Below are 25,977 nucleotides of genomic sequence, written 5' to 3' on the forward strand. Positions count from 1 at the left end.
TTACCATTTGTTAACCATGGTTTCAATACGGTGTATTAACATTAGTTAATATTCTTGGAAATATTGTTATGTCTTTACACCAGCGCATTAAGCAAAAATTGGATGAGAAAAAGCTAAAAGCTGCCGACCTCGCACGGGCAACTAAGAAGTCACCAGTTGCTGCTAAAAAATGGCTTGATGGTGTAAGTGTTCCAACCGCTGATAATTTAAAAGTTATTGCAAAATTCTTAGAAGTTTCTGATGATTGGTTATTATATGGTGGCAAAGAAGAACCAAAAATCGATAATAATATTTCCAAGAAAGCAGCAACATTAGCTCCTGTTCTTTCATGGGTTCAAGCAGGAACCTTTACTAATGTGCAATCTGTGGATCTTTCCCAAGTTGAGGAGTGGATTCCCCTTCCTGATGAATGTACTAATTGTTTTTATTTAAAAGTTCAGGGTGTGAGTAATCAACCAGATTTTCTAGAGGGAGACTACATTCTTGTTGATCCAGATGTTTACTATAGTGACATGCAATCTGGGGACATGGTTGTGGTGAGAAGATTTGAAGATGCAACTTTTAAAAAGCTTGTTATCGAAACAGATGGCTCTCGCTATCTACAAGCTCTAAATCCTAAATTTGAACCAAATATTATTCCTTTGGATGAACATTGCCATTTCGTAGGCCAAGTAGTTGACTGCATGCGATATACATACAGAGCAAAAAGAAGATCAAAAATAAATCCTATTTAAGTTTAAGTTAAACAAATAAGATAATTTTTAAAGCATAAGGGGTAAATAATGGGAAATTCTATAGCAATATTAAGACTTTATTTCAAGCTTAAAGTTTATCAAACTTCTGGCATGGAATTTCAAGTTTTTTTTTCAACAATTATGAATCACTTAGATTCAGATTTTGTTCCTATAAAACCCCATGGAAAATGGGGTGATGGAGGAAATGATGGATGTAATGCAAAATTAAAACATTATTATCAAATTTATGCGCCATTAGCATCTACTACCACTAGTCCAATTAATGAGTTTAAAAAAGCTGAAACAGATTATGGGAAATTAATTAAAAAATGGGGAAAAGTTAATGGCTATTTTTTTGTCTTGAATGATAAATTTACAAATGTACCAGCCCCACTTCAACTAGACTTTCAAAATTTTATTGAAAACAACAAAATTCCAGAAGGTCGAATCATTTGTTCACTCCAATTACAAAAGCTATTCATGAAATTGGATGACGATACTAAATTTGATGTGCTTGGTATGTATTACATAGATGAGAACTCCACATCTGACTTTGAACCAACCATAGTAGGAGAACTAATAAATTATCTTCTTGATAATAACGATAATATTTTTAATTTTTTAAAAGGGGAAGCTCCAAATTTCGATGAAAAAATTGTTTTCAATAACCTCTCCCCTTTTTTGGCTGCAAGATTAATAAGTAATTATGCTGAGGTTTACAAAATTGATGATTTTTTAGAAATACAAGGTGAGGAACTAGCACAAAGTTTATCTATAACAATCAATAAGATATACAAGGAAATCAACTCAACCATTCCTAATGAGGAAGCGGATAGGAGCTCTTTAATTTATTTTGCTCTGATAGAAGCATTGATTCCCAAATGTGCAAATAAAGATAAAGTTTCAAAAAGAAGTTATACTTCTTTAGCTGAAGTTATTATTGCAAAATATTTTTCAACATGTGATGTATATGAAGATCCAAACAGCCCTAGTACCCCATAAGCATGTAAGATTTGCTGGTTCTTTAATTGGAATAGCTGGCTATGTTCGTCAATTTTTTGATGATCCTATTTCAATCGAAGGGTTGTGGGCTAGAATTGAATCTGATCAAAACTCAATTTTTAAAATAAACTTTACTCAATTAATTTTTGCTTTAGATATCCTTATGTTTATTCAAGAAATTTACTTAAATGAGCATGGAATGATCTGTAAAAATGTGATGAAAAAATGAAATTAATAAAATTATCTTGCAATCAACCAGAGTTTCGAACAATTGTTTTCAATCCAGAAGGGCTAACCGTGATTCTGGGTACTAAAAGCGATAATAAGGAATCTTCAGTAAATGGTGTTGGAAAAACTCAATCTTTGAGGTTAATTAATTTTTGCTTTGGTGCGAAAAGTACAAACTCACTAGCAAAAACTCTGTCACATGCTGTACCTACTTGGATATTTAAATTAGATTTCGAAATAAATGGTATTAAACATACAATTGAAAGATCAGGTAACTCTAAAGTTATACGTTTAGATAATACAGACATAAAATTATCAAAACTTCAAGAATGGCTTGATTTATCTGGTGTTTTTCCTAAAGTTAATCAATTTAAATTTTTATCATTTAGATCTCTCTTTAAAAGATTTACTAGAACTGAAAGATCAGATTGTTTAAATCCCCTATTGATTGAAAAAGAAAGTGATTACTCTTCTTTAATAAATAATGCTTTTTTATTAGGTTTAGATTTAAATTTAATTAATGAAAAATATAGTTTAAAGGAAAAAGTAAAAGCCAACTCTGCAACACAAAAATTATTAAAACAAGATTCTTATCTTAGTGAGGTTGTCAAAACTGGTGCTAATCCAACGGCAAGAAAAGAAGTTTTAGAAAAGCGAATTCCGCAATTAGAAAAAAATTTAGAAAATTATTCAATTGCTGAAGATTATCATCAAATTGAGAAAGATATTGAAATATTAACTGAAAATTCAAGATCTATTCAAAGAGAAATAAGTGCTTTAAATTTTAAAATTGCTAGTATAAATAAGAGTATTGAGCAAACACCAGACATTAGCAATAAAGATCTGCTAGACCTTTATAGTGGTTTAAAGCATCTTTTTAAAGAAGAAGCTTTAGCACATTTCTCTGCTGTTCAGAAATTTCATGATGATTTAACAGTTAATAGAAAAACGAAACTTGAAAAGGAAAAAATAGGAATTTTTACTCAAATAGAAGAACTAAATAAAAATTATAATAACTTAGCACTTGAAAGAGATCAGAAATTAGCTTTTCTTAAAGATAAACATGCTCTCGATGAGTATATTGCAATTGCAAAAGAATTATCCTCACTTCAAGAGGAATTAAGTCATCTAAAAAAATATCTAACTATTAGTGATGATATTAAACAACAAAACTTAAGTATTAAAGGTCAAATAATCAGTTCAATTTCACATGCTCTTGAATATTTAAAAACTGATCCTCTAGCAGATTTGAGTTTAAAATTTCAAGAAATTACTTCTCAATTATATCCTAAATATAGTTCAGGAATTTACATCACATTAAATGATAGTGAAAATAACACTTTGATGTATGATTTAGCAATTGAACTCCAAACTGATAGCTCTGATGGTGTAGCAAATGCTAAAATCATTGCTTATGACTGGTTAGTATTTATGCATGGATTTCATAATATGAATTTATTATGGCATGACAACCGTTTCTTTGCAGATATTGATCCAAGTGAATTAGCAAAATGGTTTAAATACGTTATGGATGAGCTTAGAGGATCTAAAAAGCAATATGTAACCTCAATAAATATTAATAACTATGAAGATATTAAAACTTATTTAAGTAATGAATTAAAAGAAGAGTTTGAAAGTAAAGTTGTCATTAAACTCTTAAGTGACAAACCAAAACATAAACTATTCGGAATAGATTTCGATAAACAGAGAATATCCGCCAAATAACTTTCTAAGTTAGACGTTTTAAACCCACCCTCAAGGTGGGTTTTCTTTCAATTAATGAAAAATTGAATTCTAGTTAATAAAAACATTAACTTTTGTTAACTATTTTCTTGACTACAAAATTAACTATAGTTAACATTTATCTCGTAGATAACAAAAAGCCCCGAAACTTTGGACGGAGACGGGGCTTTGCATAACTGCGAGGTAAGTATGAAACAAAACCCTATTCCTAGTCAAACCACATCACGCTTATATCAACATCCTACGGTTGAAGAACAGCGCCCTTCTCGTTTCGCTACCATTAAAGCGAACGTCATCGATTTTCTTATATTCATTGCCCTTTCATTCGTTCTTTGGGTGATTGCTGTAGCCGCTGCATCTTGGATGATGGGAGGCTAATCATGAATGCTCAATTCAAACCACATCCAGATGGTGTTAGAGCCTATATGGGTCATGACCGCTTAACGGGTCTTTACTCTGTGCGTATCGGCTGGACTGTTTATGCAGCTAATGCAAACTGCAGTGTGCTGTACACCGTAAAAGGTGAAGTGAAGACTCCTTTAAATGTTGAAGAGTTTAAGGCGAAGCGCCCTAAAGTTTATACAGCCTTACTGAATGAGATTAGCTTCCAGCGCAAAAAAGCACTAGCAGTTGCCCTAGAACTTAGCAACATCCCTTCATATGACCGCAAAGCTTATAAAAAGAAGCGCGGCTTTACGGGTTCAAAATAAGGATAAGAAAAATGGCTCTACCTATTATTACTGCTGACCAAACATTATTAGTTCAAGCAATTATTGTGTATCTCTATGCTGATCCTGGCTTAGGTAAAACTTCGATAGGTTTTACTGCAGATAAAGCAATTTCATTCGACTTTGACCGTGGTGCTCACCGTACTGGTGAATTGCGTCGCGGTGCGGTTGTACAGGTTCAGCAATGGAGTGATGTAGCAAACCTAACTCCACAGGATTTAGCACCTTATAACACTGTAGTTATCGACACTGTAGGTGCAATGCTTGAGTGCATTAAAACCCACTTATTGCTCACGGCTAATAACCGTCAAAAAGATGGCTCTTTAAAGTTAAAAGCTCAAGGATTGGCTAACCAAACATTTAAGCAGTACATCAATACTTTGATCAGTCTTGGTAAAGATGTTGTATTCATTGCTCATGCTTCTGAAGATCAAAACGGCGATCAAATAATTTATCGTCCGGATCTAGGCGGTAAAAACCGTAATGAGCTTTACCGTATTGCCGACATCATGGGTTATCTAACAACTGTGACTACAGGCGAAGGTAAAAATGCCCGTGTCATTAGTTTCAAGCCGTCTCCTACTCACCATGCAAAAAACTCAGGTGCACTGGGCGGCGAAACTGGTGAGGTGTGGGTTCCTGATCTTAAATCTAATCCAACCTTCTTGGCTGATCTTATTACTCAAGCCAAAGACCACATTAACACTTTAACGCCAGCACAACTTGCAGCAGCTAAAGCTCAAGAAGAGCTAGAAAACTGGAAACAAAGCTGTGAAGAAGCTGAACATGCGGGTGATCTAAATCAATTAACTGAATCGCTTGATAAAGAACACATGTATTACCAGAACATGCGTCAAACAATGTTAATGCGTGCTAAGGCATTGAACTGCCAATATGACAAAGAAAAGAACTCATGGATTAGCCCACCCGAATTTAATGGAATCAGTGATAAGCAACGTGATCAATTACAAGCTTTTATAGATGAGCGTGGTTTAGACGTTAAAACCGTGTGTGAATACTTAGGAATAGATTCACTCATGCAAATCGAAGTAGCGAAACTACCAGCCGTTCAAGTTGAAATTGAAAAGCTTGCTAAGGGAGAAATTGCCTAATGAGCTTCCGTTACTCATCCTCAGCCCGAACACTGATTGTGTTCGGCAACCTAATGAACCATTACTACGACAATGTAAACCCGTCTCAAATCGACAACTTGATTGATGAGGCGAAATTTAAAGAAGCGACTTGGAGAAAGTAAAAAAATTTAAAGCTGCAATGTTCTACATGAGTGACTGTATTGCTGACCCTCTGCGGTCACTCTTGAGAACATTGCAGTACTTAGGAGTAACTAGATAGGTATAAGATATGGGAAAATATATAGTCGTTGTTGAAGCAGAAAAACCACCTCAGGTATTCATTCATGAAATTATTCCTAATGTTGGGAAAGTCATTGAAATGAAAGCTGAGGAAATACCGAACCGCGTTACAGCAGCATGGTTAATGGAACGTTATAGCCTGTCTCGTAAATTGATTATTGATGAGCTTCGTCCATTTAATAAAGGAACTGATGGGAAACACCTTTACGATCCAAATGAAGTTATGCCCGTTCTTGAAAATCTTAATCGGCAAAGACAGCAACGGCAGTCGAGAAGGAAGAATTAAAGGGCGCTCAAAGCGCCTTTACTTTCGCTCAATATCTTTTATTAATTTAAGAAATTCTTGTGCATATGCCTCCCCTTGCTCACGTTGCTCTATCACAGAAATATTTTCATTATTAAAGTTTGCTTTATTGGTCCAGTTAAAGGAGCCGGTTATTACTTTTTTTAGATCAATAATGCAGAATTTGTGATGCATAGTATTTTTGTATGAAGCATTTAACGGGGAAATTTTATAATATTCTATTGTTGTGTTCTCAAACTTTATACCATTGGTTTTAGTAAGCTGATCGTCATTTACAATGATTCTGATATTCACTCCTTTTTTGTGCTGATTGTACAAGGCTTCTGCTATAGGTCTCGATGTAATCCAAGCAACTGCTACCCAAACTAAGAATTGTGCTGATCTAATATGCTGAATTATTTCTTTTTCTATATCTTCAAATACAGGATTAACTTTTATTTCTTCTGGGAAATCTGTACCTGTAATTCGATAAATATTATCGAGTCCCTTTTCAAGACAAAAACCATCATATTTAAGGATTTTATTTAGTGCCTCGGCAACACTTTCAGAATTATCTGTATTTCGTTCATCAACTAAATATTCAAGTAAATTTTTTAAATGAATAGTCCCATTAATTTCTTGCAACTTATTTTTAGTATAAGTTGCCCTTGATCCAAATTTTTCCTCTTTAATTAAGGTATCGTAGTCATCTCGAGAACCGAAAGAATTGAATAGTTGAGTTAATTTTTTTCCTGTAAGATAATTAATTGTTCCATCAGCTGTAATTTTATCCGTTAGCTCAGAAATTGATAATGCTGATAAGTTCATCTCTTTCATCCAGTAAAATTTTAAATTAATTATAGATAAAGCATAAAATAATTGTAAAAAATTATTCGACACCACTTCGGCACCATTAAAATATAACTCATTGTTATTTAATATTTATTATAACCTTGCCAAGGTTGGGGTCGCGAGTTCGAGTCTCGTTTCCCGCTCCAAAATTCAAAAACCACTTAATTCGAAAGAATTAGGTGGTTTTTTTATTGTCTGATACTTAATTAATATTCAAAGATAATAACAATCGTCGAGACGTAACAATTAAAAAAAGGGCTTTTATACCCTGTTCAAGCTTCTATCTAATTTGTTTTACTACTCGAATAAATAAAATATAGCGCAATGCCCAAACAGATGAGTGCCGCTAATCGATAAATTGAAAAAGGTAAGACTTCATTACCAAACCAGCCAAAGTTATCAATCAGTATGCTCATTAAGAGCTGACCAAAAATAACTGCAACTGTTGCAACTGCTGCTCCAATTCTTTGTACCGCTAAAACCATAATTACAATATATGGCACACCACACATTGCGCCTAATAATTGCCATTTGGGTACGTCTAATAAAGTTAAGCTTTGCTTCGGTTCAAAATAAAAAATAAGTAATGCTGTAATTAAAGCACCTACAGAGAAAGTTAGAAATGCGCTCTTAAATACACCAACTTTACTTCCAAGTTGACCATTAATTGCAGCTTGAACACTCAGTAAAGCACCACCAATTACAGCTAATAAAATCATTAAAATAGTCATGTTACCCTCTTATGCAGTCGCTACAAGTGAAAGTGCTATCACAATAAAGACAAGAGCAATAACGCGCTTGTGATCAACTTTTCTATGCGGCGTACCCAGCAGGCCATAATGGTCAATAATGAGACTCTTAAAAACTTGCCCCGCCAAAATACCAATCATTGTCATGGCGATCCCGATAATAGGTGTCGTAATAGTAAGAATAATCACATAGATAGGACCTAATACCCCGCCTAATAATTGCCATGATGGAAGACTAAAAAATGAGGGGCTTTTGCGTGGACTAAAAAATAACATCAATAAAAAAGTAAGGGCTGCCCCTACTCCAAAAATACTGAAAGTTGCCCACAACTCACCTACTTCCTTTCCCAATGGACCTAAAAGCCCAGCTTCAACGGACAACCCCATTCCGCCTAAAATTGTTAGGAGCAGTAATATAATTTGCATCTACATTGCCTCAACTTATCTAGGCAACGAATACTAGAGTAGTCAATTCAACGAAAAAACAGCATAATTTATGAATCACTTTTGCAGAAATTGCACAGATGAATTTAGCAAATTCGATAGATATTCGTACTCTTCGCTTTTTTATAAGTGTATATAACGCTCAAAACTTTTCTATTGTGGCTCGTAAAGAAGATGTATCTGCCTCAATGATTTCTCGCACAATACAACAATTAGAAGATGCGTTAGGCCAGCAGCTTTTTTATCGGAATACTCGGGCAATTACCCCTACAGAATCAGGTAAATTGTTTTTTGAATATGCCAAAAAAATTACTGAACAATTTGATGAAGCACAAAAGGCTTTGCAAGATAAAACCATTGAACCATCAGGCTTAGTTAGAATTAATGCGCCTGTCTTTTTTGGTCAACGTCATATTGCCCCGTGGCTGACTGGACTATCGGAGCTTTACCCAAAACTTCAAATAGAATTAATTCAAACTGATGAGTTTATAGATCCTTTACGTGAAAGCACTGACTTAATATTTCGTATTGGAACCTTAACAGACTCTTCTTTTCACGCACGTATTTTTGGAACACAGAAATATCATTTAGCTGCCTCACCCAAATACTTATCTAAGTACGGGACACTCAAAGATCCTAAAGAATTACATGACCACAAATGCCTAGTTTATAAAGGCTTTGAAGGCCCTAACCGCTGGTTAGTAAAAGAAACCAATGGGGAATGGATACACTACCCGATTAATCCTCTGCTCTCTTCAAATAATGCTGAAAGTTTAATGGCAGCGGCCCTCAATGGAATGGGTATTGTTTTATTTCCAGATTGGTTAATTGGTGAAGCACTTAAAAACGGTGAATTAATAAAACTATTACCTGATTACGAGACTTCTATTAAACCTCAGCCACAACATATTGCAGCCATTTATCCCAATGTTCGTCATCCGCCATTAAACATTAGAGTAATTATTGACTATTTTGCAGAAGTTTATGGTTCACCACCGTATTGGCAAGAATAATATTGAAGGAAATGACAGCAGCAAGTTCCTATCTCCTTTCCCGCTCCAAAATTCGAAAACCACTTAATTCGAAAGGATTACTTTCTTAGTTACCTGACAATAATCCTATGATTCCTATTACACATCTAATGCCTTTCAATTAGTATGGCAACGTAACTTACTCAGAGTTGGCTTAATGGCGTTATTAGGCTCCATACCCCTATGAAGCTATTAATTTTGTTCATGACTACCGTTTACCAGTAGAGATCCTAACGAAGATTACTGGCATAAAACGGTTAGTGTTTTAGTAGATAATTATTACGGCTCTACAACATCTAAAATTGCCAAGATATTTAGTACTGCATAGAAAAAAGAGTCTTCTCCTGAGAATTTTTATGCAATTACAAATAATATTCAGATTTATATTCATCATATAAACAGAGTATTCTGATATAAAAATCTACAGCAAAAATCAAACAAAATTTCAACATATATTTAAAGTTAACACTTTTTTTTAATTGATACTTTCTTTACTTCCAAATTTGATTTACCGATATGAAAAAATTGATAGTCGCAATCGCAGCTACCCTCACATTAACTAATGCATATTCATTTGATGTTTATCAATTTATCATTTGGAAAAGCTATATAGATGATAAGGGACAACTCAACACTGATCAAAAACAACTTCAAAACTATTTCGCACAAAACAACTTAAAACCTATAAAGGTAATTTATCACAATAGATTTCTTACAAAAGGTCAGCCAGATGAGGATAAAATTAAAATTATTGCCAACGCTACCAAGGCAAATCCTTCTATCCCCGTATCCTTTGATATAGAGGTAGGTAATAAATTTAAACCTCAAACATTACTTCCAATTGTCAATGAAACATTAGATCTCTATCACAAGCATGGTGGAGCTGCGCCCGTTGGTGTTTATGGAGTTCTACCACAAATAATTTTCGCAAATGAGCAATTTAATTTATCTACTAAAAATCGTTATAGTCAACTAAATAAAGACGCAGAAGGTATAGCAAAAAAAGTAGATTTCTTAAGTCCTGTCTTATATAACACATGGATAAGAGACTTCAATCAATGGAAAGTTCGTGTTGACTTCCAAATGTCAGAAGCGCATATGTATGCAAATAAGTACAATTTAAAGATCATTCCATACATTTCTGGATCATATTTGGATAGAGGCTTTTTTAAAAATAAGATAATTCATCCATTGTCTGAATCTGAAATGAAACAACGATTAGACTATATTAAGAGCAAAGGGGCTGATGGTGTAATTGTATGGGAAGGTAGTACAGCTATACTTAAAAATGGTAAAACTCCAACTTATGATAAAAGAGCTGGTGCTTATAAAGTAATTACTGAATATGCAAATTCTAAATAAATCTATTAAAGCCCTCTAATGAGGGCTTTTTCTAAAATACTCTAATGTAAATTAATACGTTTACGTTATTGTTAATCATATATGTTGCACATTCTGAAAGTAGGGTGCACAACAAAATTAGCATCTTTATAGTGAAACTCTGTTAGAAACCCAACCATAGAAAAATTGCTCTTGCTTGGATTGCGTTCATAATTTCCAATGTAACGCTAACCCCGCATAATAGTCAGCACACAAACTAATACCCCTACCTTTACCGCGCCTGAAAATGGGTTTTAAGTGCGTTTAAAATGCCGTTAATCAATAATTTGAAAAAGAGGTAGGATTTCATTACCAAACCAGCCAAAGTTATTAATCAGTATGCTCATTAAGACAAGCTCTCATCTCCTTTCCCGATTCCAAATAAAAAAACCGCCTAGCTTAAAAAATTAGGTGGTCTTTTTATTTGCGTCAGTTAACTTTCCCCCTAACACTTAAATATTTTTAGCTAATTCTTTTGCCAAACATTGTTCATGCCAAGTGGTTTGAAAATTCTCGACAGCTTTTGATTTGATAAGAGGGTCTTCAAATAGCTTTGAAGAATATGCAGATTTGATAAGCTCTTGATAAAGTTTTTTGGCTTGTTGCTCTTCAAGATGATTGGCGATGTCATGTAACTCTTTAGCGGGCACTTCATGTTGTCTCGCATCCATCACGCCACTTGCTGCTTTCTTCACAGTTTCACAGTAATGGAGTTCCATTGCTTCGGATGCTGCATAACATTGAATTGAAATTGCGCTTATAAAGAGGAATATAAATCTCATAATCTCACCTTAATTTGACGCGCAAGGTTATCAACTAATCAGCCTAAATTTAAGTTAAAAAAGGTTATTTTTGTTTTCTCTTATTTTATTTCACCTTTTGCACTTGAGTGTCAGAAGCGTTTAGCACTTCTCCATCTGCTGAGACGGGTGCCATAAATGGAATTTGCTGACCTGTATTTTTATCAACTAATAGAGAATGGCGCTCTCCACTTTCAAATAGGTTGTGCTCTCCCCATTGACGTAGAGCAACAATCACAGGAAATAAACTCTCCCCTTTAGGGGTTAGCACATATTCCTGATAAGCCGTACCATCGGAAGCATCTTGCATTTCGAGAACACCTGCATCCACCAACTTTTTCAGCCGGTCAGAAAGTATATTTCGCGCAACGCCCAAGCTGCGCTGAAAATCTCCAAAACGGCGCATTCCATCAAAAGCATCTCGCACAATAAGCAGTGACCACCGATCTCCAATGAGATTGACGCAGCGTGCAACAGGACAAAGCTCTTCTTTTAACAATGTTGAGTTGGCCATCAGATTTCCCTACAAATTATCCGAAATAAGTTATCTAGTTGCATTTTAAAACTAGCAGGTCTAATATTCAACTAGTTGCATTTTAAAACTAGATTGAATGGATTTAGGGTCATGAAAGCTTCTCTTGCATCTCCAACATCTTCGGTAGACAACAATAAACTGCGTTCAAGCATGCCTCGCGGGGTAATTTTGCTGTTTGCTATTGCAAGTGGTGCAAGCGTAGCAAATGTCTATTATGCACAGCCTTTGCTCGACATATTGGCTAGAGACTTTAATGTCAGTCATGCCGCCATTGGCGGTGTAGTTACAGCCACTCAAATAGGGTGCGCCCTAGCGTTGGTGTTTTTAGTACCATTGGGTGATCTTGTAAATCGGCGGCGATTAATGGCTATGCAGTTATTGGCTTTAATATCTGCATTGTTAATAGTTGCCTTTGCTCACTCTACAATTATTCTTTTAATGGGAATGCTTGCGGTGGGTTTACTCGGCACAGCCATGACACAAGGGCTTATTGCCTATGCTGCAAGTGCTGCTGCCCCACATGAACAAGGACATGTAGTCGGTACTGCACAAAGCGGTGTGTTCATTGGCTTACTGCTTGCCCGTGTATTTTCAGGTGGAATTAGTGATGTGGCGGGTTGGCGCGGCGTGTACTTTTGCGCCGCCATTATCATGCTCATGATTGCATTGCCACTTTGGAAACGACTCCCTCATTTAAATGTTCAGCCTGTTAGCATGCGCTACCCGCAACTTCTGGCATCCATGTTCAAACTGCTGCGCCAAGAAAAAGTACTCCAAGTGCGCGGAGTTTTAGCTTTACTCATGTTCGCGACATTCAATATTTTTTGGAATGCGTTGGTATTACCGTTGAGTGCGCCACCATATAACTTCTCGCATACTGTAATTGGGTCTTTTGGACTCGTCGGGGTTGTCGGCGCTTTGGCTGCCGCACGTGCGGGCTACTGGGCCGACCGCGGATATGCTCAGCGTACAAGCGTGGCAGCACTCGTAATATTACTGCTCGCTTGGGGCCCATTTTCACTTATGGGTTATTCGCTTTGGGCGCTAGTAATAGGTATCGTATTGCTAGACTTAGGCGGACAGGCTTTGCACGTGACTAACCAGAGTATGATTTTTCGTACTCTTCCAGAAGCGCATAGCCGGCTTGTCGGGCTATACATGCTCTTTTATGCAATCGGTAGTGGTTTGGGTGCAATCAGTACTACAGCCACTTACGCCTATGCTGGATGGTTTGGCGTATGTGCCTTAGGTGCAAGTGTTAGTTTGTTAGCGCTAGTCTTTTGGTGGGTGACACGACGTATTGTGCCTCACGATAGAGCTAAACAATAAAAATATATAAATAGAAAAAGAGTGGATCTGACAAAGGTTCTTTAAGTTCTAGCAGATGCATTAAAATTGAGGAGGTTTAAGTCCAATACAAAAATTAAAAAAGCCCTCAAAGTGAGAGCTTTTAGTGAAACAACTTTTACATTTAATATGGCAGTTAAACTTCAGTTGGGCTAATTTCTGTCGTTAATCTTTGCAAATCATGACCCGAAGGCGCTTGGTAAACGCGTAAACCAAATTCAGGAAGAATCGCAATTAAGTGATCGAAAATATCTGACTGAATTGCTTCATAAGAAACCCATGCAATGGTATTGGTAAATGCATAGACTTCTAAAGGTAAACCTTGGCTGGTCGGTTGTAACTGGCGAACCATAATCGTTTGGTTTTGAGCAATGCCCTTGTGCTGACGCAAGTAAAATTCAACATAGGCTCTAAATGTACCAATGTTAGTTAAACGGCGCTTGTTATAACGAGATTGATTGCTTAATTGCTTATTAAACTCTTCAATTTCAGATTGTTTCGCATCAAGATATTGGTCTAATAATAAAAACTCTTTTAATTTTTGCTGCTCGTCATCAGTCATGAAATGTACACTGCTTTGATCAAGAAAGAGTGAACGCTTCATACGGCGACAACCCGAATTGCTCATGCCTCGCCAGTTTTTAAAAGTATCGGTAACGAGTTTATTGGTTGGAATAGTGGTATAGGTTTTATCAAAATTTTGAACAGTCACCGTATGCAATGAAATATCAATCACATCACCATCAGCATTTAGAGATGGCATTTCAATCCAGTCGCCAATACGCACCATGTCATAAGAAGCGATTTGGACACTCGCGACTAATGACAAAATAGTGTTTTGGAAAACCAGCATTAATACTGCTGCCATCGCACCGAAGCCTGCAAGTAAAGTGAACACATCCTTTTTAAGGAATGTTCCCAAAATCATGAGACCACAAACCACAAATAAAATGAGTTTAACCAGCTGTAAATAACCCTTAATTGGCTTATTTCTAGATTTTGGGTTACGTTGATAAATAAGGTTAAAGATATTTAATATTTCACTGACCGTAAGCGCCAAAGTTAGAAAAATAAATGCTTGTGCAGCCATCTCTACAAAAGTAATAAACTTTGGAGATAGATGAGGAACCGTTGCAATACCATTCATAATCACAACAGCAGGAACAATATTTGCAAATTTCTGTATAACGCTATGCTGAGCAAAAATAGACTGATTTGGTGATTTGAGCTTTGTAACTAAATGACGAACGCCCCGAACAATAATGCGTTTGGCAATAAAATTTGCAATTGCAGCAAATAAAATCAAAATAGTGAGTGAAACAAACATTTCTAGCCAAGGATATTGGCTTAACTCACCCCGAATATCACGAAAAAAATTTAAAAAATCCAAACCTATACACCTTAACACTTTATTTTCACTAATTTTAAGGGCTAAGGCATTTGATCATAAGGTTTGTTTACATATGTAGTCATAAATACAACAACTAAGTTATATACCCTGCTTAAATTTAATTTTGATCTATTAATTTTAAAGCTTCTTAAGTTTATGGTTCAGTCCGATTATATAAAGTAGATCGAACCTATTTGTTCCTTTAGAATAATACGTTAAACAAGTAATTTTGGTTTGAATGAGTGAAATTTTCCGATTTTTTAACTTTTATTGGAATGGTCTGGTTCAGCTTATTCTTTATCTATATCGCTTGGGTCTTTTTTCTTAAAAGTCTGGTTCATAAATTTTTAATTTATAGACGAGGAATAATGACTTCTGCCGAGGTCGTATATTTTCAGGACTCATTAGCTAAGGTGCAATATCGCCCTTTATGTTATATCAAATTGAAATTCCAAACTGAGCAAGGCCAAATCACGACTGAAAATCTAAAGGTGCTTATTGCTAAACAAAATCATCATAAATATAAAGTCGGCAGCATTATCAATATTAAATATGACCCTAAAAATTTAAAGAACATTTTGATATTGGGCGAGGTCATGCTTTAAGTCATTAGAGATTATTTAAAAAATACGATAATCCCTGCGGCGCACGCCCATTTAAGCGACTACTCGTTGTGACTCGCACCAGATTACTCCAAGTAATATTGCAACAATGCTTGAGCAATTTTTTGATTAAAGACACATCTTCATGACATGAAATAGGCTCAAAGCCACCGACCAAAAGGTAGACCTCTGCACTAAAACTTAAATTTGCTCCATGAATATGCGCATGGTCCATCTCATCTTTATAGTGTGCTAAATATTTTTGCCGTTTAGTGATAGAGAGATGACTAAAATCATCGAGCGTTACAGTGCCGCAAATTGCATCTGTCGGTTGATGCTGGATTTGATAGCGCAGCCAATCAGGGCTGACGACGGTGTCTGCATCGGTACAAGCAATCCATGTGACCCCTCTTTCAATTAAATGGCGAATACCTAAGTCTCTTGCTTGCCCAACACATGCATAGTCGCATTCAATCCAATTGATTTGATGGCTTTGTACGATCAAACGCGACTGATCTGTACAGCTATCGAGTACAACAAGCACTTCTACGTCATAACCACTGATGTTATCGATCGCCACCTGAATAGATTGCAGACAGGCAGATAAATAGTACTCTTCGTTATGCGCGGGAATGACGATACCTATTTTCATCTTAGTTTTTCCTGCTGTGCTAAAGAGGAAGTGTTCGCTGTCCATAGATCAATCATAAAATCTGGATCGTTTAAGCTGAGATAGTGATGAAATGGAAAATGTTGCTGAAAAGCTTGATGGACTTGCTCAGCGTTTAACTCAAAATCTTGTATTTCATGACGCCAGTGGCAACACAAAATTTCACCGTCATCATTTAAACTATGTTTTAACTTTTCAATAAACTGATGTAACTCATCCTTGGATAAGTAATACGCCATCTCACTAATTAAAATCAGATCAAATTTTTGAATTGAGTAGTCTTCGGGTATTTTTCTATTTTCAACAACAACATGCTCCAATTCTTTTAAACGCTCAGAAGCCAAACGAACAGCATTCTCAGAAACATCTATACATACCAATTGCTCAGCTCTTTGCGCTAAATGAAAACTTAAATGTCCGTTTGAACAGCCGACTTCTAGCACTTTTGGATAGCGAGGCTTTGTCAGCAGCGCGAGACAAATTTGTCTTTTACGTGCTTCATACCAGTGAGCGTCATAGCCCCATGGATCACTGTTATGACGATATAAATCTTCAAAGTACATGCGAGAATGAATCACTCAAATAAACCTCATAAGGCATTAAAAGACGATTAATCGCACTTGGAGATAGCACTGCGGCATTCCCCGTGCTTTCATCTGCTTCTAGTTGGGTTTTAAACTGCAAAATTGCTTGATGTTTTTTAGTTAGCTGTTCTTGTGTTAAGGAATACGCTTTTGCTCGGTGCCAATCAATTCGGGAATCTAAAGGCTTTGCCCAATGCCAAGCCCAGATTAATACGTGTAAACATAGGAGTTGCTTAGCAGTTGCATAAGCTTGTACGGTTTTACCTACTGCTTCATGGTCTGGATGTCCATCAAGTTCATAGCTACAAATTAGAATATCGTTGGCTTGCACCATCTGATCTAGACACTGCCAGAGTTGCTCGGTTTGCAAATGAATATGACCATCTAATAAATTAAGTTCTACATGCTCGGTTGACTCTGCTACGTCTAGACAATTTAAGGCCGCCAAGCTTTCTTGCGGACGAAGAATATTGAGCTGATCTGGAGGATATTTTGTAGAGTTAGGATGGCTTTGTGTGCCGTTACTCACAGCTAAAACCACTATTTTACAATTCAATGTGATCAGTTGCTGCATTAACCCGCCACAGCCAAGCACTTCATCATCAGGATGTGGAGCAACAATCACCACCCTTTTAGAACGAAATAACTCAAGATCTAAAGGCGCTAACGGATGATCTTTAAATATATTTAACCATTGCTCTTTGGTCGTGCCCTCACCAAAAATAACGCGGTCTTCAACCAAAGGATGTTTTAAAGTTCCCATAGGCTTTGCTCCGACACACAGAGTTCTGCAATTTGCTCATAGTCAAAAGCAGCATGACTTTGTCGTATAAACACAGGTAAATCTGCCATGAGTTGAGCAAATGTTGCATCTTCACAAAAAGGACGCGCGCCTAACGCTTTCCCTACTCGCTCAATAACGCTCAGGCAACATTGTTCTGTTTGGGCACGTAATATGCGTATTTCCCGTTCATGACTTAGCGTTGGTTTATGATCAATTAACTCGGCAACATATTGAAAATATTGTTTGGTGATTTCTAATTGCTGAGCGACCTCGCCTAAATACAATTTTTTATACGGATTAGGATTTGCCTGACAACTTTCTTGCAAATAACCCGCTAAGCGCACGGCAGCACCATACCAACAGGCCGCAACACCTGCTGCCCCATGCCAAAAACCTGGGCGTTTTAAATAACTATTTGGCTGACCTATTGCCGTAACAGGCGTATTTTTAAAAGTTACTTGCGCGGTCTGTGTTGCATGCATGCCTACAGCCTGCCAGTGGCTTAAATCGGTAGTGATGGATGGATGACTTAAGTCGGCAATACAAAGCTGCGCCTGTCCTTGCTGATCTTTATAACTCATTAAAGCTTTTTGGATAAACTCCGCGCCAGAGCACCACGGTTTGATGCCATTACAAAGGTCATTAGTGATTTGCAAAGGCGCTGGTCCGCCATCGGCTGCCCAAACCGCCCAAGTCTTGTTATCTATTTCTTGTTGATAACCCAATTCATTTAAAATGCTTATGGCATCGCAATGCGATTCAAAAAGCTTAGCTAGACTTAAATCAACCCCAGCAATTTGCCCAAAAAGTTGCCAACGTTGATAAGTCTGCCCCGAAGCTGGATGAGGTAAATTTTTCGCTACATTGATTAATTGATAGAGCAAACTAATACGCAGCTTACTTTTAACCTCAGCTGAGGCAGTTTCAAATTCATTTAAGATACTCAAAATCGTCATGTTTATAGGTATTTTGATATTCATTGCAAATAATTATTTATAAGACTTAACTCAACCATAACTAAACATTTCTGTTTAAATAAACACATAAATTGTAATAAAAAGAAAAATAATATTAGTTTTATATCCAATTATTTCATTGTTATCCAAATATTCCTATTAAGTGAACTTATAATCCGATCATGTAAGGTTTATTAAAAACCCAACATTTAAGCGATTATTTAAAGTAGTTTAGTTCTTACCGTTTTTCTATTTCCAAAGAAGAGGTCCAAAATGAATACTTTAAATATTAATGATATTAAAAAACATGCTGATGTCATTGCTTCATGTGGCACAAAAGTAGGAACTGTCGACCATCTTGATGGTGAGAACCAACTCAAACTCACCCGAGATGAAAGTGGCCAACATCACCTTATCCCTACTGGATGGATTGGGGAAGTGAAAGAAAACCAAGTCATTCTGAATAAAAATTCAGAAGAAGTTAAAGAGCAATGGCAAGCAATCTAGGCTTGAAGCACGGCGAGTTATTCACCGTGGTCATTTATAATTAAAATATTTCACTATAAAAATAAATGAGTAGGCTTAAATTATTTTAGGCCTAAATGATAAAAATGAAGGCTCCTTTTACTAAGGAGCCTTTTTTATTGCATAAGCTTCAAAAACACGAAGTACCAATGCTTTTTATCTGAACAAACCATTCAAGGGATATTTTTGTCCCTTAAGCACATGGTGATTAAGTTGACTGAATGCTAAAAATGACCCATTCGCATTAAATAAACAATTATGAATAGGGTGACGGATATGCTCACAGGGAATCATCAGCTTAAAGCAAGAAAAGTACATTTTGATTTTGCGGAGTCGTCCGTTTGCTGGATGCCAAATGATCCTCTATGCTCTCATGTCGCCAATGGCATTAACATGCTCTTGCCGGCTGGTGAGTTTTGGTTTTGCCGTGTGTTTAATAAAACCCTGCCCTTGATTACCGATGAAACACTAAAACAAGAAGTGATTGGATTTGTCCGCCAAGAAGCGGCCCATGCACGTGCCCATGAAAAAGCTCAAGATTTCTTACGTGAAAATGGCTACGACATACAAGAGACACTCAACCGTGCCCATTTTGTTTTTAACATTTTATTGGGTGACAAACCTTTAGGCATGCCTTTTTTAAAAGGTGAAAAGCTAGATGAATATTGGCTACTTTTCCGAGTAGGTGTGATTGCCGCAATCGAGCACTTTACCGGCACCATTGGCCAGTGGACACTCGATAGTAAGACGTGGGACAAAGCCGACCCTGCCATGGCAGATTTGTTCCGTTGGCATTTGGCTGAAGAAGTTGAACATCGCTGTGTTGCTTACGATTTATTTGAGCATCTCTTAACAAACAAATTTGGTTTTTATGTGTCACGCCAAGTGATTATGGCAGCGGTTTTCCCACTGTTTATTTACTTCCTTGCTGACTTTGCCCGTAGTCTAGGTAAGCAGGATTTAGAGCACGAGGATATTCAAAAACTAATGCGCCGTGGCTACTTCAAAATTATTCGTGAATTTGAAAAAACTGCGACTCGCTCAGACAACTTACCGACCATAAAATATTTATGGAAAGCGACATTAAGATGGGCTTCTCCAAAATTTAACCCGCTTCATGAGGGAGACACCGCACAAGCTTTAGCTTATATGGCTCGTTCGCCTGCGGTTCAATATTTTGAAGGAATGCATTCTGCAAAATCTGTGTCATTAAGTTAAACATTCTGAAAAAAAAGCCCCTGAGTTGGGGCTTTTTTTAAGTTTTTATCTGTTTAAGCCAAGTTTAAAAAGAAATAATCTAATAACCGTGCTCTGTCATCTACACTATTTGTGCCTAAAAGCTGCACCATCGCCCCATCAATCATAAATAAAAACATATAGGCATCTTGGACCGAAGCGGTCGATTTGAGCGTTAAAAGTAGCTTATATATTTCGTCAATAAACCAGTTTCTGTAGTCGACCACAATTTTATAGGCAACTGGATAAAGCTTTTCAATTTCAAAAATTGCCTTAAATGGCAAACGGTAAAAACCATCTAAATTGGCATGTAGAAAGTAAATCTCCTTAAGTTTATCGAGCACTATTTGTTCATTGTAGGAATTGAAAATTGAAAGTACTTTTACTTTGAGTGCATCGGTTTGAAAAGTAAGACTCATCTCGATGAGCCGTTCTTTTGAATGGAAGATTTTATAAAACGTAGTTTTGGACACTTGTGCTTCGGCAATAATTCGATCAACACCGATTTTTTGAAACCCATCTTGATTAAATAAGTCTTTTGCTGTGTGAAGCACTTTCAATGCTGTAAAGGAAGATTGTAAATTTGGCATAGATATACCGCTTAAAATAATTTTTTGTTGTATATAAAAGAGATAGAAATGCCGTCACTCTTAAAATGAGTGCTAAAAACAGACATGAATAAGCAGTACCAAAACGGCGTGCTCACCTATCTCGGGTTTTATTGTTGCTATGATTTTTAGTCGTAACGATTCTTAAGGCGTAGAAAACCTAGAGTCGATTAAACCAATTTATAGAGTATTTAAACGGTATGAATAGAGAGACTTTGGCAAAGGCCAATAAAGAAGAAATAGTACGCATGAGCGGACTCCTTTGGCTATAAAGAAGCTTCACTACATTACTGTCAAATAATGGTGGTGAAACGAGAGAAGGTTGACAGACTGATAGCCAAAAGATCAGCACACCCGAAGGTGTCCCCCTCCCGTTCCACCGCAGAGGGGGCACGCAGGGATGCCCACAAAAAAGAGAGACTTTTTCGTGTGCGTTGGCTATCCGACCTGTCAAAGTCGACTGGCAATGTGGCCAGCAGGCAAAGCATAATCGGAGGGGTTTATAGTGTCAATGTGATATTGGATAGAAAATAATTGAATAAATATTATTTTTCACTGGATTAGAATATTTTATTACTACATAGAAATTCATTATTTAGTAAAAATAATAATAGAACAAAAGAGGGTTAGCAGACTGATTTACCCAAAAATCAGCACATCCGAAGATGTCCCCCTCCCGTTCCACCGCAGAGAATAATAAGAGAAATTTTAAGTATCAATATGATATTAGGTCGATTCTTAAAGTTTATTATCTAGTTTAATTGGCAGATTATATTTAGTGATACACCGATAAAATGGATAATTAAATCCATCTTATCGGCTTGCTAGAAGAGGTTTTTAAAACCTTATTTTTTATTGTTTAATATATTTTGGAAACTCTTTTAAAACCTTATGACAAAAGTGGCCCTGTGTGTCCTCTTTCTTGCGCTCTTCAAACTCCTTCATACCAAATTTCATGACTTCTCTACCGTATTTTTCGCCAAGATCATGTTTAGTACATTTTGCAGCAGCATCCTTTAACTCTTCTGAATAATAGTGATAGTTGCAATCGAGTTGAGCACGACTTAAAAAACCATGTAGCTCTACTGCTTTCTCACACTGTGTTTGCTCTAAAAGATTTCTAGACTCTTGAGCAGCATAAATTGATGTTGCTACGAATAAAGTGAAAATCGTTACTAAAAAATTACGCATTATTTCCCCGAAAAAGTTATTAAAAGTATTAGTGATAATATTGCGGGCGTATTAAATAATAATTATTTATAAGTGTCTATTAACAATAAAGAAAATAGGTTGAAACCCCTTCTCTTTTGAATACTTAATCACCTTAATAAAATTGGGTGATTAATTTTTATCAAAAAATAATATTAAATTTGTTTTATAGTGATCTTTAATATAATCCAAGTTATTCAAGAAAAGAGTTTTAGCAATATTTAATTGATTTCCACATTACTAAAACCCTTACTCATTTCAGCGCTTTAAAACCCTAGTTTTTTAAAGACAAAATAACCCACATGGCTTTCAAAGCTACCATCATTTTGAATTTTGAAATATTTCTTCACAAGGTCAGATGAACCTTCCTGTAAATAACGTAAAGTTCTGATTTGATCTACAGGCGTTTTCATACGCTTTACCCAACTATCAAAGTCTAACGCAAGCGTTTGTTTATCTAAGCCCACCAAGTCAAAGCCTGCATCTTCGATGAAATAGACCCACTCTTTGACACTATAGTTTCGTACATGACTTGGGTCTCGAATCGTTTCGATGGTCTGTAAAAACGTATCTAATATTGGCGAGCTAGAACTGATAATGTCTACAAAAATAACAATACCATCTGGCTTAAGCACACGATTCACTTCTTTCATAGCTGCCGGAACATGCTGCCAGTGATGAGCTGAATATCGGCTAATGACCACATCAAACTGCTGATCACTGAAAGGCATATCTTCAGCAATGCCCTGCTGCACAAAGATGTTTTTTAACTTGCGTTGACTGGCAGCCTTAGAGACTGTATCTAACATTTCATGAGATAGATCATAAGCAAAAACAAGGTCAGCATATGGAGCAACATTATATGAGACATGACCACCACCACAGCCTAAATCAAGAACCACAGCCTTTTCAATTTTCTGAACCTCATTAATAAATTTATTAAATTCAATTCCTTGAGAATGAGCTTGGCTGTTTAAATAATCGATAGATTTATTTTGATATTGTTTTTGGTTTATATCGTGCTGGGTGATCATAACCTTGCTCCTATATGCAATGAAATTAACATAAAGGAAAAGTTAGATAAAAAATAATGATTAGTTTTTCTTCAATTAATAAATAAAAGTTATTATTTAATTTTTTTTAATAGGTTCTGTCCATTCATCAAAATCGATTTAACAATTTAAAAGAAATCCGCAAAGAGCACTGTTTAGTCACCCTTACTGAAACAGTGCTCTTTGCTCCATCTCAACCTCTATCCAGGAAGGTTTGATGCATAGAAATAGTGTATGTACCTTTTGCTCAAAATGTTTCCTGTATTTTTTAATATTTTTAAATGTTCGCAGCATAAAAATAAAGTATATTTAGATTTATCAGAAGATTCTTCTTTGGTTTATATTTTGAACAGAACAGAATACGCACTAGATCGTATAGATCGGAAAATTTTATCTGCACTACGTGGAAATGGCCGTTTAACCGTTGCTCAATTAGCTGAAGAAGTCGGTCTTTCATCCTCTCCATGCTGGACACGACTAAAACGTCTGGAAACTTTAAAAATTATCGAAGGATATACGGTAAACGTAAATCCCAAAGCGATTGGGATTCATGAAGTCTTTTTTATTGAAATTACTTTAGAGCGCCACGACGACGAAATGTTAGAGAATTTCAGCGAAGCATTAGCTGACATACCGGAAGTCGTTGAAGCTCATCTCGTTACAGGTGACTATGATTATCTGGTTAAAGTGGCAGTCAAAGATGCTGACCATTACGAACGGTTTTTAAGGAAGAAACTTTACTCGATTAAAGGAATTCGACACACCCGTTCGACCTTTGCCCTACGTCCCCTCAAATCTGCCAATACAGCAGATTTAATGTTAATTGAATAAAAGCATTAAACAGTTAAAGACAATTGTTTAATTTATTGATTTTAAAAATTTTATTAGTAGAGAAGCTAAAAAATATAACAGATCTAGACTCTGTTATATTTTTTTTAAAAAATTCTGTATCTATGATTACAGCCTCCACTTCTTCAAAATGTAATTAATCTGAATTGGAGGCATCGCCATGAACATTTTGAAGAAAAAAAATAAGGCCAGTTTTGTATTCTTTATTATTACTCTCTACTCTTTTATTGGGTTTGGCTTAGGTTTCATTATTTGGGAATACTTTTTAAAGGCCTAAGTTGCGTAAAAAGAGTTAATTAACCTCTGTAATAATTTCAGAAGTGATTTCTTTACTACGATGATATGCGGCCTTCATGGCTAAACGTATATCATCGGATAGATTTCCTAGCTCAAACATTCTTAGAGCTGATTCTGTAATTCCGTTAGCCAAAGTCACTTTCCCACACAGATCTGCAGGTGGAACATTACTTTTACGAACCATTTCAACTGCACCACTGGCCGCTTGGAGTGCTAAATCTAGGGCAAATTGCTTATCAAGCCCTAAAGAAACTCCTGTCTTTATCATGCTATCTAAAATATAGAAAAAGTAAGCTGGACCCGAACCAGAAAGTGCAATAATTGCATCGGTTTGCGTTTCAGAGGGCGCCCAAAAAGTCTGTCCCGTTGCAGAATACAGTGTTTCGATTACGTCTTTATCGAGTTGGTCCATTTGCTCTGAAGCAATAAGTACATGCGTACCCGTATGGGTAAGCACAGGCGGATTTGAAATCACACGTACAATTTTTTTTGAACCCGTAAAACGAGCCAAGTTCGCAATATCAACCCCAGCCATCATAGAAACAATGATTTTATTTGCTAACACCTTTTTAAGCGGTACAAGTATTTCTTTTAACTGTTTAGGCTCTAATAGCAATACAACAATTTCAGCTTTCTTTAATCCATTTTCATTTTGCTTTAAAGCATTTGTATGATTAATATTTTTCTCTTCAATCAGATGTATTTTTTCTTTTTTAAATCCCTTTAAAACTAACCCTCCTATTAAAGCCAAAGCTAAATTACTACTACCGACAAAGCAAATATTAGGGTGTACTGCATTTAACATTTAAAATGTTTTCCTTTCTTAAGAGAGGCTTATAACAATGAATATTTCTATTAATTATGAATATTGAATTTAAGATGACCGTCTGAATAAAGAACCCATTTTAATAAAATATATTATTAAAATGGGTTTTGTTTTATTTGCGCAATAAATAAAACAACTTTAGCTTAAGCCTAATGTAGTAGCTTTATAAGCAAAGACCACTCAATAATTGTTTAAAATATGTAACCAATACTATAGTATTGTAAATAAATTACATCACTTTAAGAGAGTAGAATTTTTCAATTGAACTTAATAGTTAGAACATCTTTTATTTACAATAATATAGTTAGGCTATTTTGTTTTAACTTTAATTACAGTATTTCTTTTTTTCTAAAATTTGCTCTGCTCTTCTTGTTGCTTGTGCTAAATCTATATCCTCACATACCCAGAAAGAAAGAATTTTTCCAAATAAATGAAAGTGTTGTTTAACATATTGAGAACCGTGATCTGAATAATGATCTTCCACTTTGAAAGTATCTTTATTATTTTCTATTTTTTGACCGTCAAAAATACCGCCAATACAAATATCCATTTTAATACCAAAAATTTAATAAATCATATTATAACATAAAATTAATGAAGCTCTTCTAAACAATTATTTTGATACTTCTCTTTTATTTTAAATACAATTTGAGATTAAAATTATAAAAACCCACAAATTTAAGTGGGTTTTCGCAAATACTATATGTTTAAATATAATTTATTTAAAAAATGTATTTAAATTCAATAAAGTATTTTTATTTAATTATGAGTTTTGAAGAATAACAATATTTGAAGCCTGTGGCCCTTTTTTACCTTGTACTACAGTGAACTCAACACGTTGGCCTTCGAGAAGAACTTTAAAACCTTGTGTTTGAATATCGGTAAAATGAGCAAAAATATCTTTACCTTCGTCAGCCGCAATAAAACCAAAACCTTTAGTTTCATTGAACCACTTTACTGTACCAGTAGAATTAGACATGTTTTAATCCTGAATCTTTAAAATATTATAACTTATTATTGGGGAAACCAATTTAACTAAAAAATAGACGTGAAAACTTAAATGACTGAAAACCGAAGGATTATAAATAAAACTACGAAAAGAGAAATCTATGATGACAAGAATATTTTGTTAGTTATGCTCGATAATACACGCTTCAAAA

The 25,977-nt window shown here is 35.7% G+C and carries 33 protein-coding genes; 17 read left to right on the forward strand and 16 right to left on the reverse strand.

The window, feature by feature from the left end:
- The first annotated feature begins 68 nt into the window (after positions 1-68).
- The 9 genes from F931_RS11900 to F931_RS11935 all read left to right on the forward strand — a co-directional run bounded on the left by F931_RS11900 (position 69) and on the right by F931_RS11935 (position 6,094).
- Positions 69-734, forward strand: coding sequence for a LexA family protein (locus F931_RS11900; protein WP_016141611.1), 666 nt, complete (start codon positions 69-71; stop codon positions 732-734).
- Positions 735-782: 48 nt separating this feature from the next.
- Entirely contained in the window at positions 783-1,736 is a 954-nt protein-coding gene (locus tag F931_RS11905; RefSeq protein WP_016141612.1) for an ABC-three component system protein, read from the forward strand.
- The gene (locus F931_RS11910; protein WP_228681261.1) at positions 1,705-1,965 is read left to right on the forward strand and encodes an ABC-three component system middle component 6; all 261 of its coding nucleotides are present in this window, start codon (positions 1,705-1,707) and stop codon (positions 1,963-1,965) included. The genes F931_RS11905 and F931_RS11910 overlap by 32 nt, the downstream gene beginning before the upstream one ends.
- On the forward strand, positions 1,962-3,689 hold the full coding sequence (locus tag F931_RS11915) for a DUF2326 domain-containing protein (protein ID WP_016141614.1): 1,728 nt from the start codon (positions 1,962-1,964) through the stop codon (positions 3,687-3,689). The genes F931_RS11910 and F931_RS11915 overlap by 4 nt, the downstream gene beginning before the upstream one ends.
- A 207-nt stretch (positions 3,690-3,896) precedes the next feature.
- On the forward strand, positions 3,897-4,085 hold the full coding sequence (locus F931_RS11920; protein WP_000812655.1) for a hypothetical protein: 189 nt from the start codon (positions 3,897-3,899) through the stop codon (positions 4,083-4,085).
- A 2-nt stretch (positions 4,086-4,087) separates the two neighbouring features.
- A complete protein-coding gene (locus F931_RS11925) occupies positions 4,088-4,417 on the forward strand; it encodes a hypothetical protein (protein WP_016141615.1) in 330 nt (109 codons plus the stop codon).
- An 11-nt stretch (positions 4,418-4,428) separates the two neighbouring features.
- A complete protein-coding gene (locus F931_RS11930; protein WP_016141616.1) occupies positions 4,429-5,547 on the forward strand; it encodes an ATP-binding protein in 1,119 nt (372 codons plus the stop codon).
- Positions 5,547-5,690 (forward strand): hypothetical protein, encoded by a 144-nt coding sequence (locus F931_RS22480; protein ID WP_016141617.1) that lies wholly within the window; start codon positions 5,547-5,549, stop codon positions 5,688-5,690. The genes F931_RS11930 and F931_RS22480 overlap by 1 nt, the downstream gene beginning before the upstream one ends.
- A 107-nt stretch (positions 5,691-5,797) precedes the next feature.
- A complete protein-coding gene (locus F931_RS11935) occupies positions 5,798-6,094 on the forward strand; it encodes a hypothetical protein (protein ID WP_016141618.1) in 297 nt (98 codons plus the stop codon).
- Between the two features lie 18 nt (positions 6,095-6,112).
- On the opposite strand, the gene F931_RS11940 is transcribed toward F931_RS11935, so the two are convergent.
- The 3 genes from F931_RS11940 to F931_RS11950 form a co-directional block, all read right to left on the reverse strand.
- Entirely contained in the window at positions 6,113-6,991 is an 879-nt protein-coding gene (locus F931_RS11940; protein WP_080649699.1) for a phospholipase D-like domain-containing protein, read from the reverse strand.
- A 236-nt stretch (positions 6,992-7,227) separates the two neighbouring features.
- Positions 7,228-7,674 carry a DMT family transporter gene (locus F931_RS11945; RefSeq protein WP_016141620.1) on the reverse strand — a complete coding sequence of 149 codons (447 nt, stop codon included), beginning with the start codon at positions 7,672-7,674 and terminating at the stop codon, positions 7,228-7,230.
- 9 nt (positions 7,675-7,683) lie between these two features.
- Entirely contained in the window at positions 7,684-8,118 is a 435-nt protein-coding gene (locus F931_RS11950; protein ID WP_016141621.1) for a DMT family transporter, read from the reverse strand.
- A gap of 98 nt (positions 8,119-8,216) precedes the next feature.
- On the opposite strand from F931_RS11950, the gene F931_RS11955 reads away from it, so the two are divergent.
- Both F931_RS11955 and F931_RS11960 read left to right on the forward strand, forming a co-directional pair.
- Positions 8,217-9,149: a LysR family transcriptional regulator gene (locus tag F931_RS11955; RefSeq protein ID WP_016141622.1), complete on the forward strand. Its 933-nt coding sequence runs from the start codon at positions 8,217-8,219 to the stop codon at positions 9,147-9,149.
- Positions 9,150-9,683: 534 nt separating this feature from the next.
- Positions 9,684-10,529 (forward strand): hypothetical protein, encoded by an 846-nt coding sequence (locus F931_RS11960; RefSeq protein WP_016141623.1) that lies wholly within the window; start codon positions 9,684-9,686, stop codon positions 10,527-10,529.
- A 470-nt stretch (positions 10,530-10,999) separates the two neighbouring features.
- On the opposite strand, the gene F931_RS11965 is transcribed toward F931_RS11960, so the two are convergent.
- Positions 11,000-11,329 (reverse strand): hypothetical protein, encoded by a 330-nt coding sequence (locus tag F931_RS11965; RefSeq protein ID WP_016141624.1) that lies wholly within the window; start codon positions 11,327-11,329, stop codon positions 11,000-11,002.
- An 85-nt stretch (positions 11,330-11,414) separates the two neighbouring features.
- Positions 11,415-11,861, reverse strand: coding sequence for a winged helix-turn-helix transcriptional regulator (locus F931_RS11970; RefSeq protein ID WP_016141625.1), 447 nt, complete (start codon positions 11,859-11,861; stop codon positions 11,415-11,417).
- 111 nt (positions 11,862-11,972) lie between these two features.
- Here F931_RS11970 and F931_RS11975 point away from each other — a divergent pair, with 111 nt between their 5' ends.
- Positions 11,973-13,211 (forward strand): MFS transporter, encoded by a 1,239-nt coding sequence (locus tag F931_RS11975; protein WP_016141626.1) that lies wholly within the window; start codon positions 11,973-11,975, stop codon positions 13,209-13,211.
- Positions 13,212-13,365: 154 nt separating this feature from the next.
- Here the strand turns inward: F931_RS11975 and F931_RS11980 are convergent, their stop codons facing one another.
- The gene (locus F931_RS11980) at positions 13,366-14,619 is read right to left on the reverse strand and encodes a mechanosensitive ion channel family protein (protein WP_016141627.1); all 1,254 of its coding nucleotides are present in this window, start codon (positions 14,617-14,619) and stop codon (positions 13,366-13,368) included.
- Positions 14,620-14,861: 242 nt separating this feature from the next.
- Here F931_RS11980 and F931_RS0103835 point away from each other — a divergent pair, with 242 nt between their 5' ends.
- Complete coding sequence (locus F931_RS0103835) at positions 14,862-15,224, forward strand: DUF3592 domain-containing protein (protein WP_025470347.1); 363 nt, start codon at positions 14,862-14,864, stop codon at positions 15,222-15,224.
- A 4-nt stretch (positions 15,225-15,228) separates the two neighbouring features.
- Here the strand turns inward: F931_RS0103835 and F931_RS11985 are convergent, their stop codons facing one another.
- The 4 genes from F931_RS11985 to F931_RS12000 are packed head-to-tail and all read right to left on the reverse strand — an operon-like array spanning position 15,229 to position 18,239.
- Entirely contained in the window at positions 15,229-15,873 is a 645-nt protein-coding gene (locus tag F931_RS11985) for a glycosyltransferase family 2 protein (protein ID WP_016141629.1), read from the reverse strand.
- Entirely contained in the window at positions 15,870-16,469 is a 600-nt protein-coding gene (gene nodS / locus F931_RS11990) for a class I SAM-dependent methyltransferase (protein WP_016141630.1), read from the reverse strand. The genes F931_RS11985 and nodS overlap by 4 nt, the downstream gene beginning before the upstream one ends.
- Positions 16,444-17,238, reverse strand: coding sequence for a PIG-L deacetylase family protein (locus F931_RS11995; protein WP_016141631.1), 795 nt, complete (start codon positions 17,236-17,238; stop codon positions 16,444-16,446). The genes nodS and F931_RS11995 overlap by 26 nt, the downstream gene beginning before the upstream one ends.
- Positions 17,226-18,239, reverse strand: coding sequence for an acyl-CoA/acyl-ACP dehydrogenase (locus F931_RS12000; protein ID WP_050567587.1), 1,014 nt, complete (start codon positions 18,237-18,239; stop codon positions 17,226-17,228). The genes F931_RS11995 and F931_RS12000 overlap by 13 nt, the downstream gene beginning before the upstream one ends.
- A gap of 249 nt (positions 18,240-18,488) precedes the next feature.
- Between F931_RS12000 and F931_RS12005 the strand changes: the two genes are divergently transcribed.
- Positions 18,489-18,722 carry a DUF2171 domain-containing protein gene (locus F931_RS12005; RefSeq protein ID WP_016141633.1) on the forward strand — a complete coding sequence of 78 codons (234 nt, stop codon included), beginning with the start codon at positions 18,489-18,491 and terminating at the stop codon, positions 18,720-18,722.
- Between the two features lie 294 nt (positions 18,723-19,016).
- Positions 19,017-19,958, forward strand: coding sequence for a metal-dependent hydrolase (locus F931_RS12010; protein WP_016141634.1), 942 nt, complete (start codon positions 19,017-19,019; stop codon positions 19,956-19,958).
- A 53-nt stretch (positions 19,959-20,011) separates the two neighbouring features.
- Here F931_RS12010 and F931_RS12015 read toward each other — a convergent pair whose 3' ends face one another.
- The 3 genes from F931_RS12015 to yafE all read right to left on the reverse strand — a co-directional run bounded on the left by F931_RS12015 (position 20,012) and on the right by yafE (position 22,827).
- Positions 20,012-20,566, reverse strand: a complete 555-nt coding sequence (locus tag F931_RS12015) for a TetR/AcrR family transcriptional regulator (RefSeq protein WP_016141635.1) — start codon at positions 20,564-20,566, stop codon at positions 20,012-20,014.
- 870 nt (positions 20,567-21,436) lie between these two features.
- Entirely contained in the window at positions 21,437-21,775 is a 339-nt protein-coding gene (locus F931_RS12020) for a hypothetical protein (RefSeq protein WP_016141636.1), read from the reverse strand.
- Positions 21,776-22,059: 284 nt separating this feature from the next.
- The gene (gene yafE / locus F931_RS12025) at positions 22,060-22,827 is read right to left on the reverse strand and encodes a class I SAM-dependent methyltransferase (protein ID WP_016141637.1); all 768 of its coding nucleotides are present in this window, start codon (positions 22,825-22,827) and stop codon (positions 22,060-22,062) included.
- Positions 22,828-23,190: 363 nt separating this feature from the next.
- Here yafE and F931_RS12030 point away from each other — a divergent pair, with 363 nt between their 5' ends.
- A complete protein-coding gene (locus tag F931_RS12030; protein WP_031945533.1) occupies positions 23,191-23,676 on the forward strand; it encodes an Lrp/AsnC family transcriptional regulator in 486 nt (161 codons plus the stop codon).
- Positions 23,677-23,854: 178 nt separating this feature from the next.
- Entirely contained in the window at positions 23,855-23,971 is a 117-nt protein-coding gene (locus F931_RS22080; protein ID WP_004793556.1) for a hypothetical protein, read from the forward strand.
- 15 nt (positions 23,972-23,986) lie between these two features.
- Here F931_RS22080 and F931_RS12035 read toward each other — a convergent pair whose 3' ends face one another.
- The 3 genes from F931_RS12035 to cspV all read right to left on the reverse strand — a co-directional run bounded on the left by F931_RS12035 (position 23,987) and on the right by cspV (position 25,796).
- Positions 23,987-24,796: a pyrroline-5-carboxylate reductase family protein gene (locus F931_RS12035; protein WP_016141639.1), complete on the reverse strand. Its 810-nt coding sequence runs from the start codon at positions 24,794-24,796 to the stop codon at positions 23,987-23,989.
- 346 nt (positions 24,797-25,142) lie between these two features.
- Positions 25,143-25,367, reverse strand: coding sequence for a hypothetical protein (locus F931_RS12040; RefSeq protein WP_016141640.1), 225 nt, complete (start codon positions 25,365-25,367; stop codon positions 25,143-25,145).
- Between the two features lie 213 nt (positions 25,368-25,580).
- Positions 25,581-25,796, reverse strand: a complete 216-nt coding sequence (cspV, locus tag F931_RS12045; RefSeq protein WP_016141641.1) for a cold-shock protein — start codon at positions 25,794-25,796, stop codon at positions 25,581-25,583.
- Positions 25,797-25,977: the final 181 nt, after the last annotated feature.

Origin of the sequence: Acinetobacter pittii ANC 4050, from assembly GCF_000399685.1 — a bacterium.
Taxonomy (GTDB): domain Bacteria; phylum Pseudomonadota; class Gammaproteobacteria; order Pseudomonadales; family Moraxellaceae; genus Acinetobacter; species Acinetobacter pittii_E.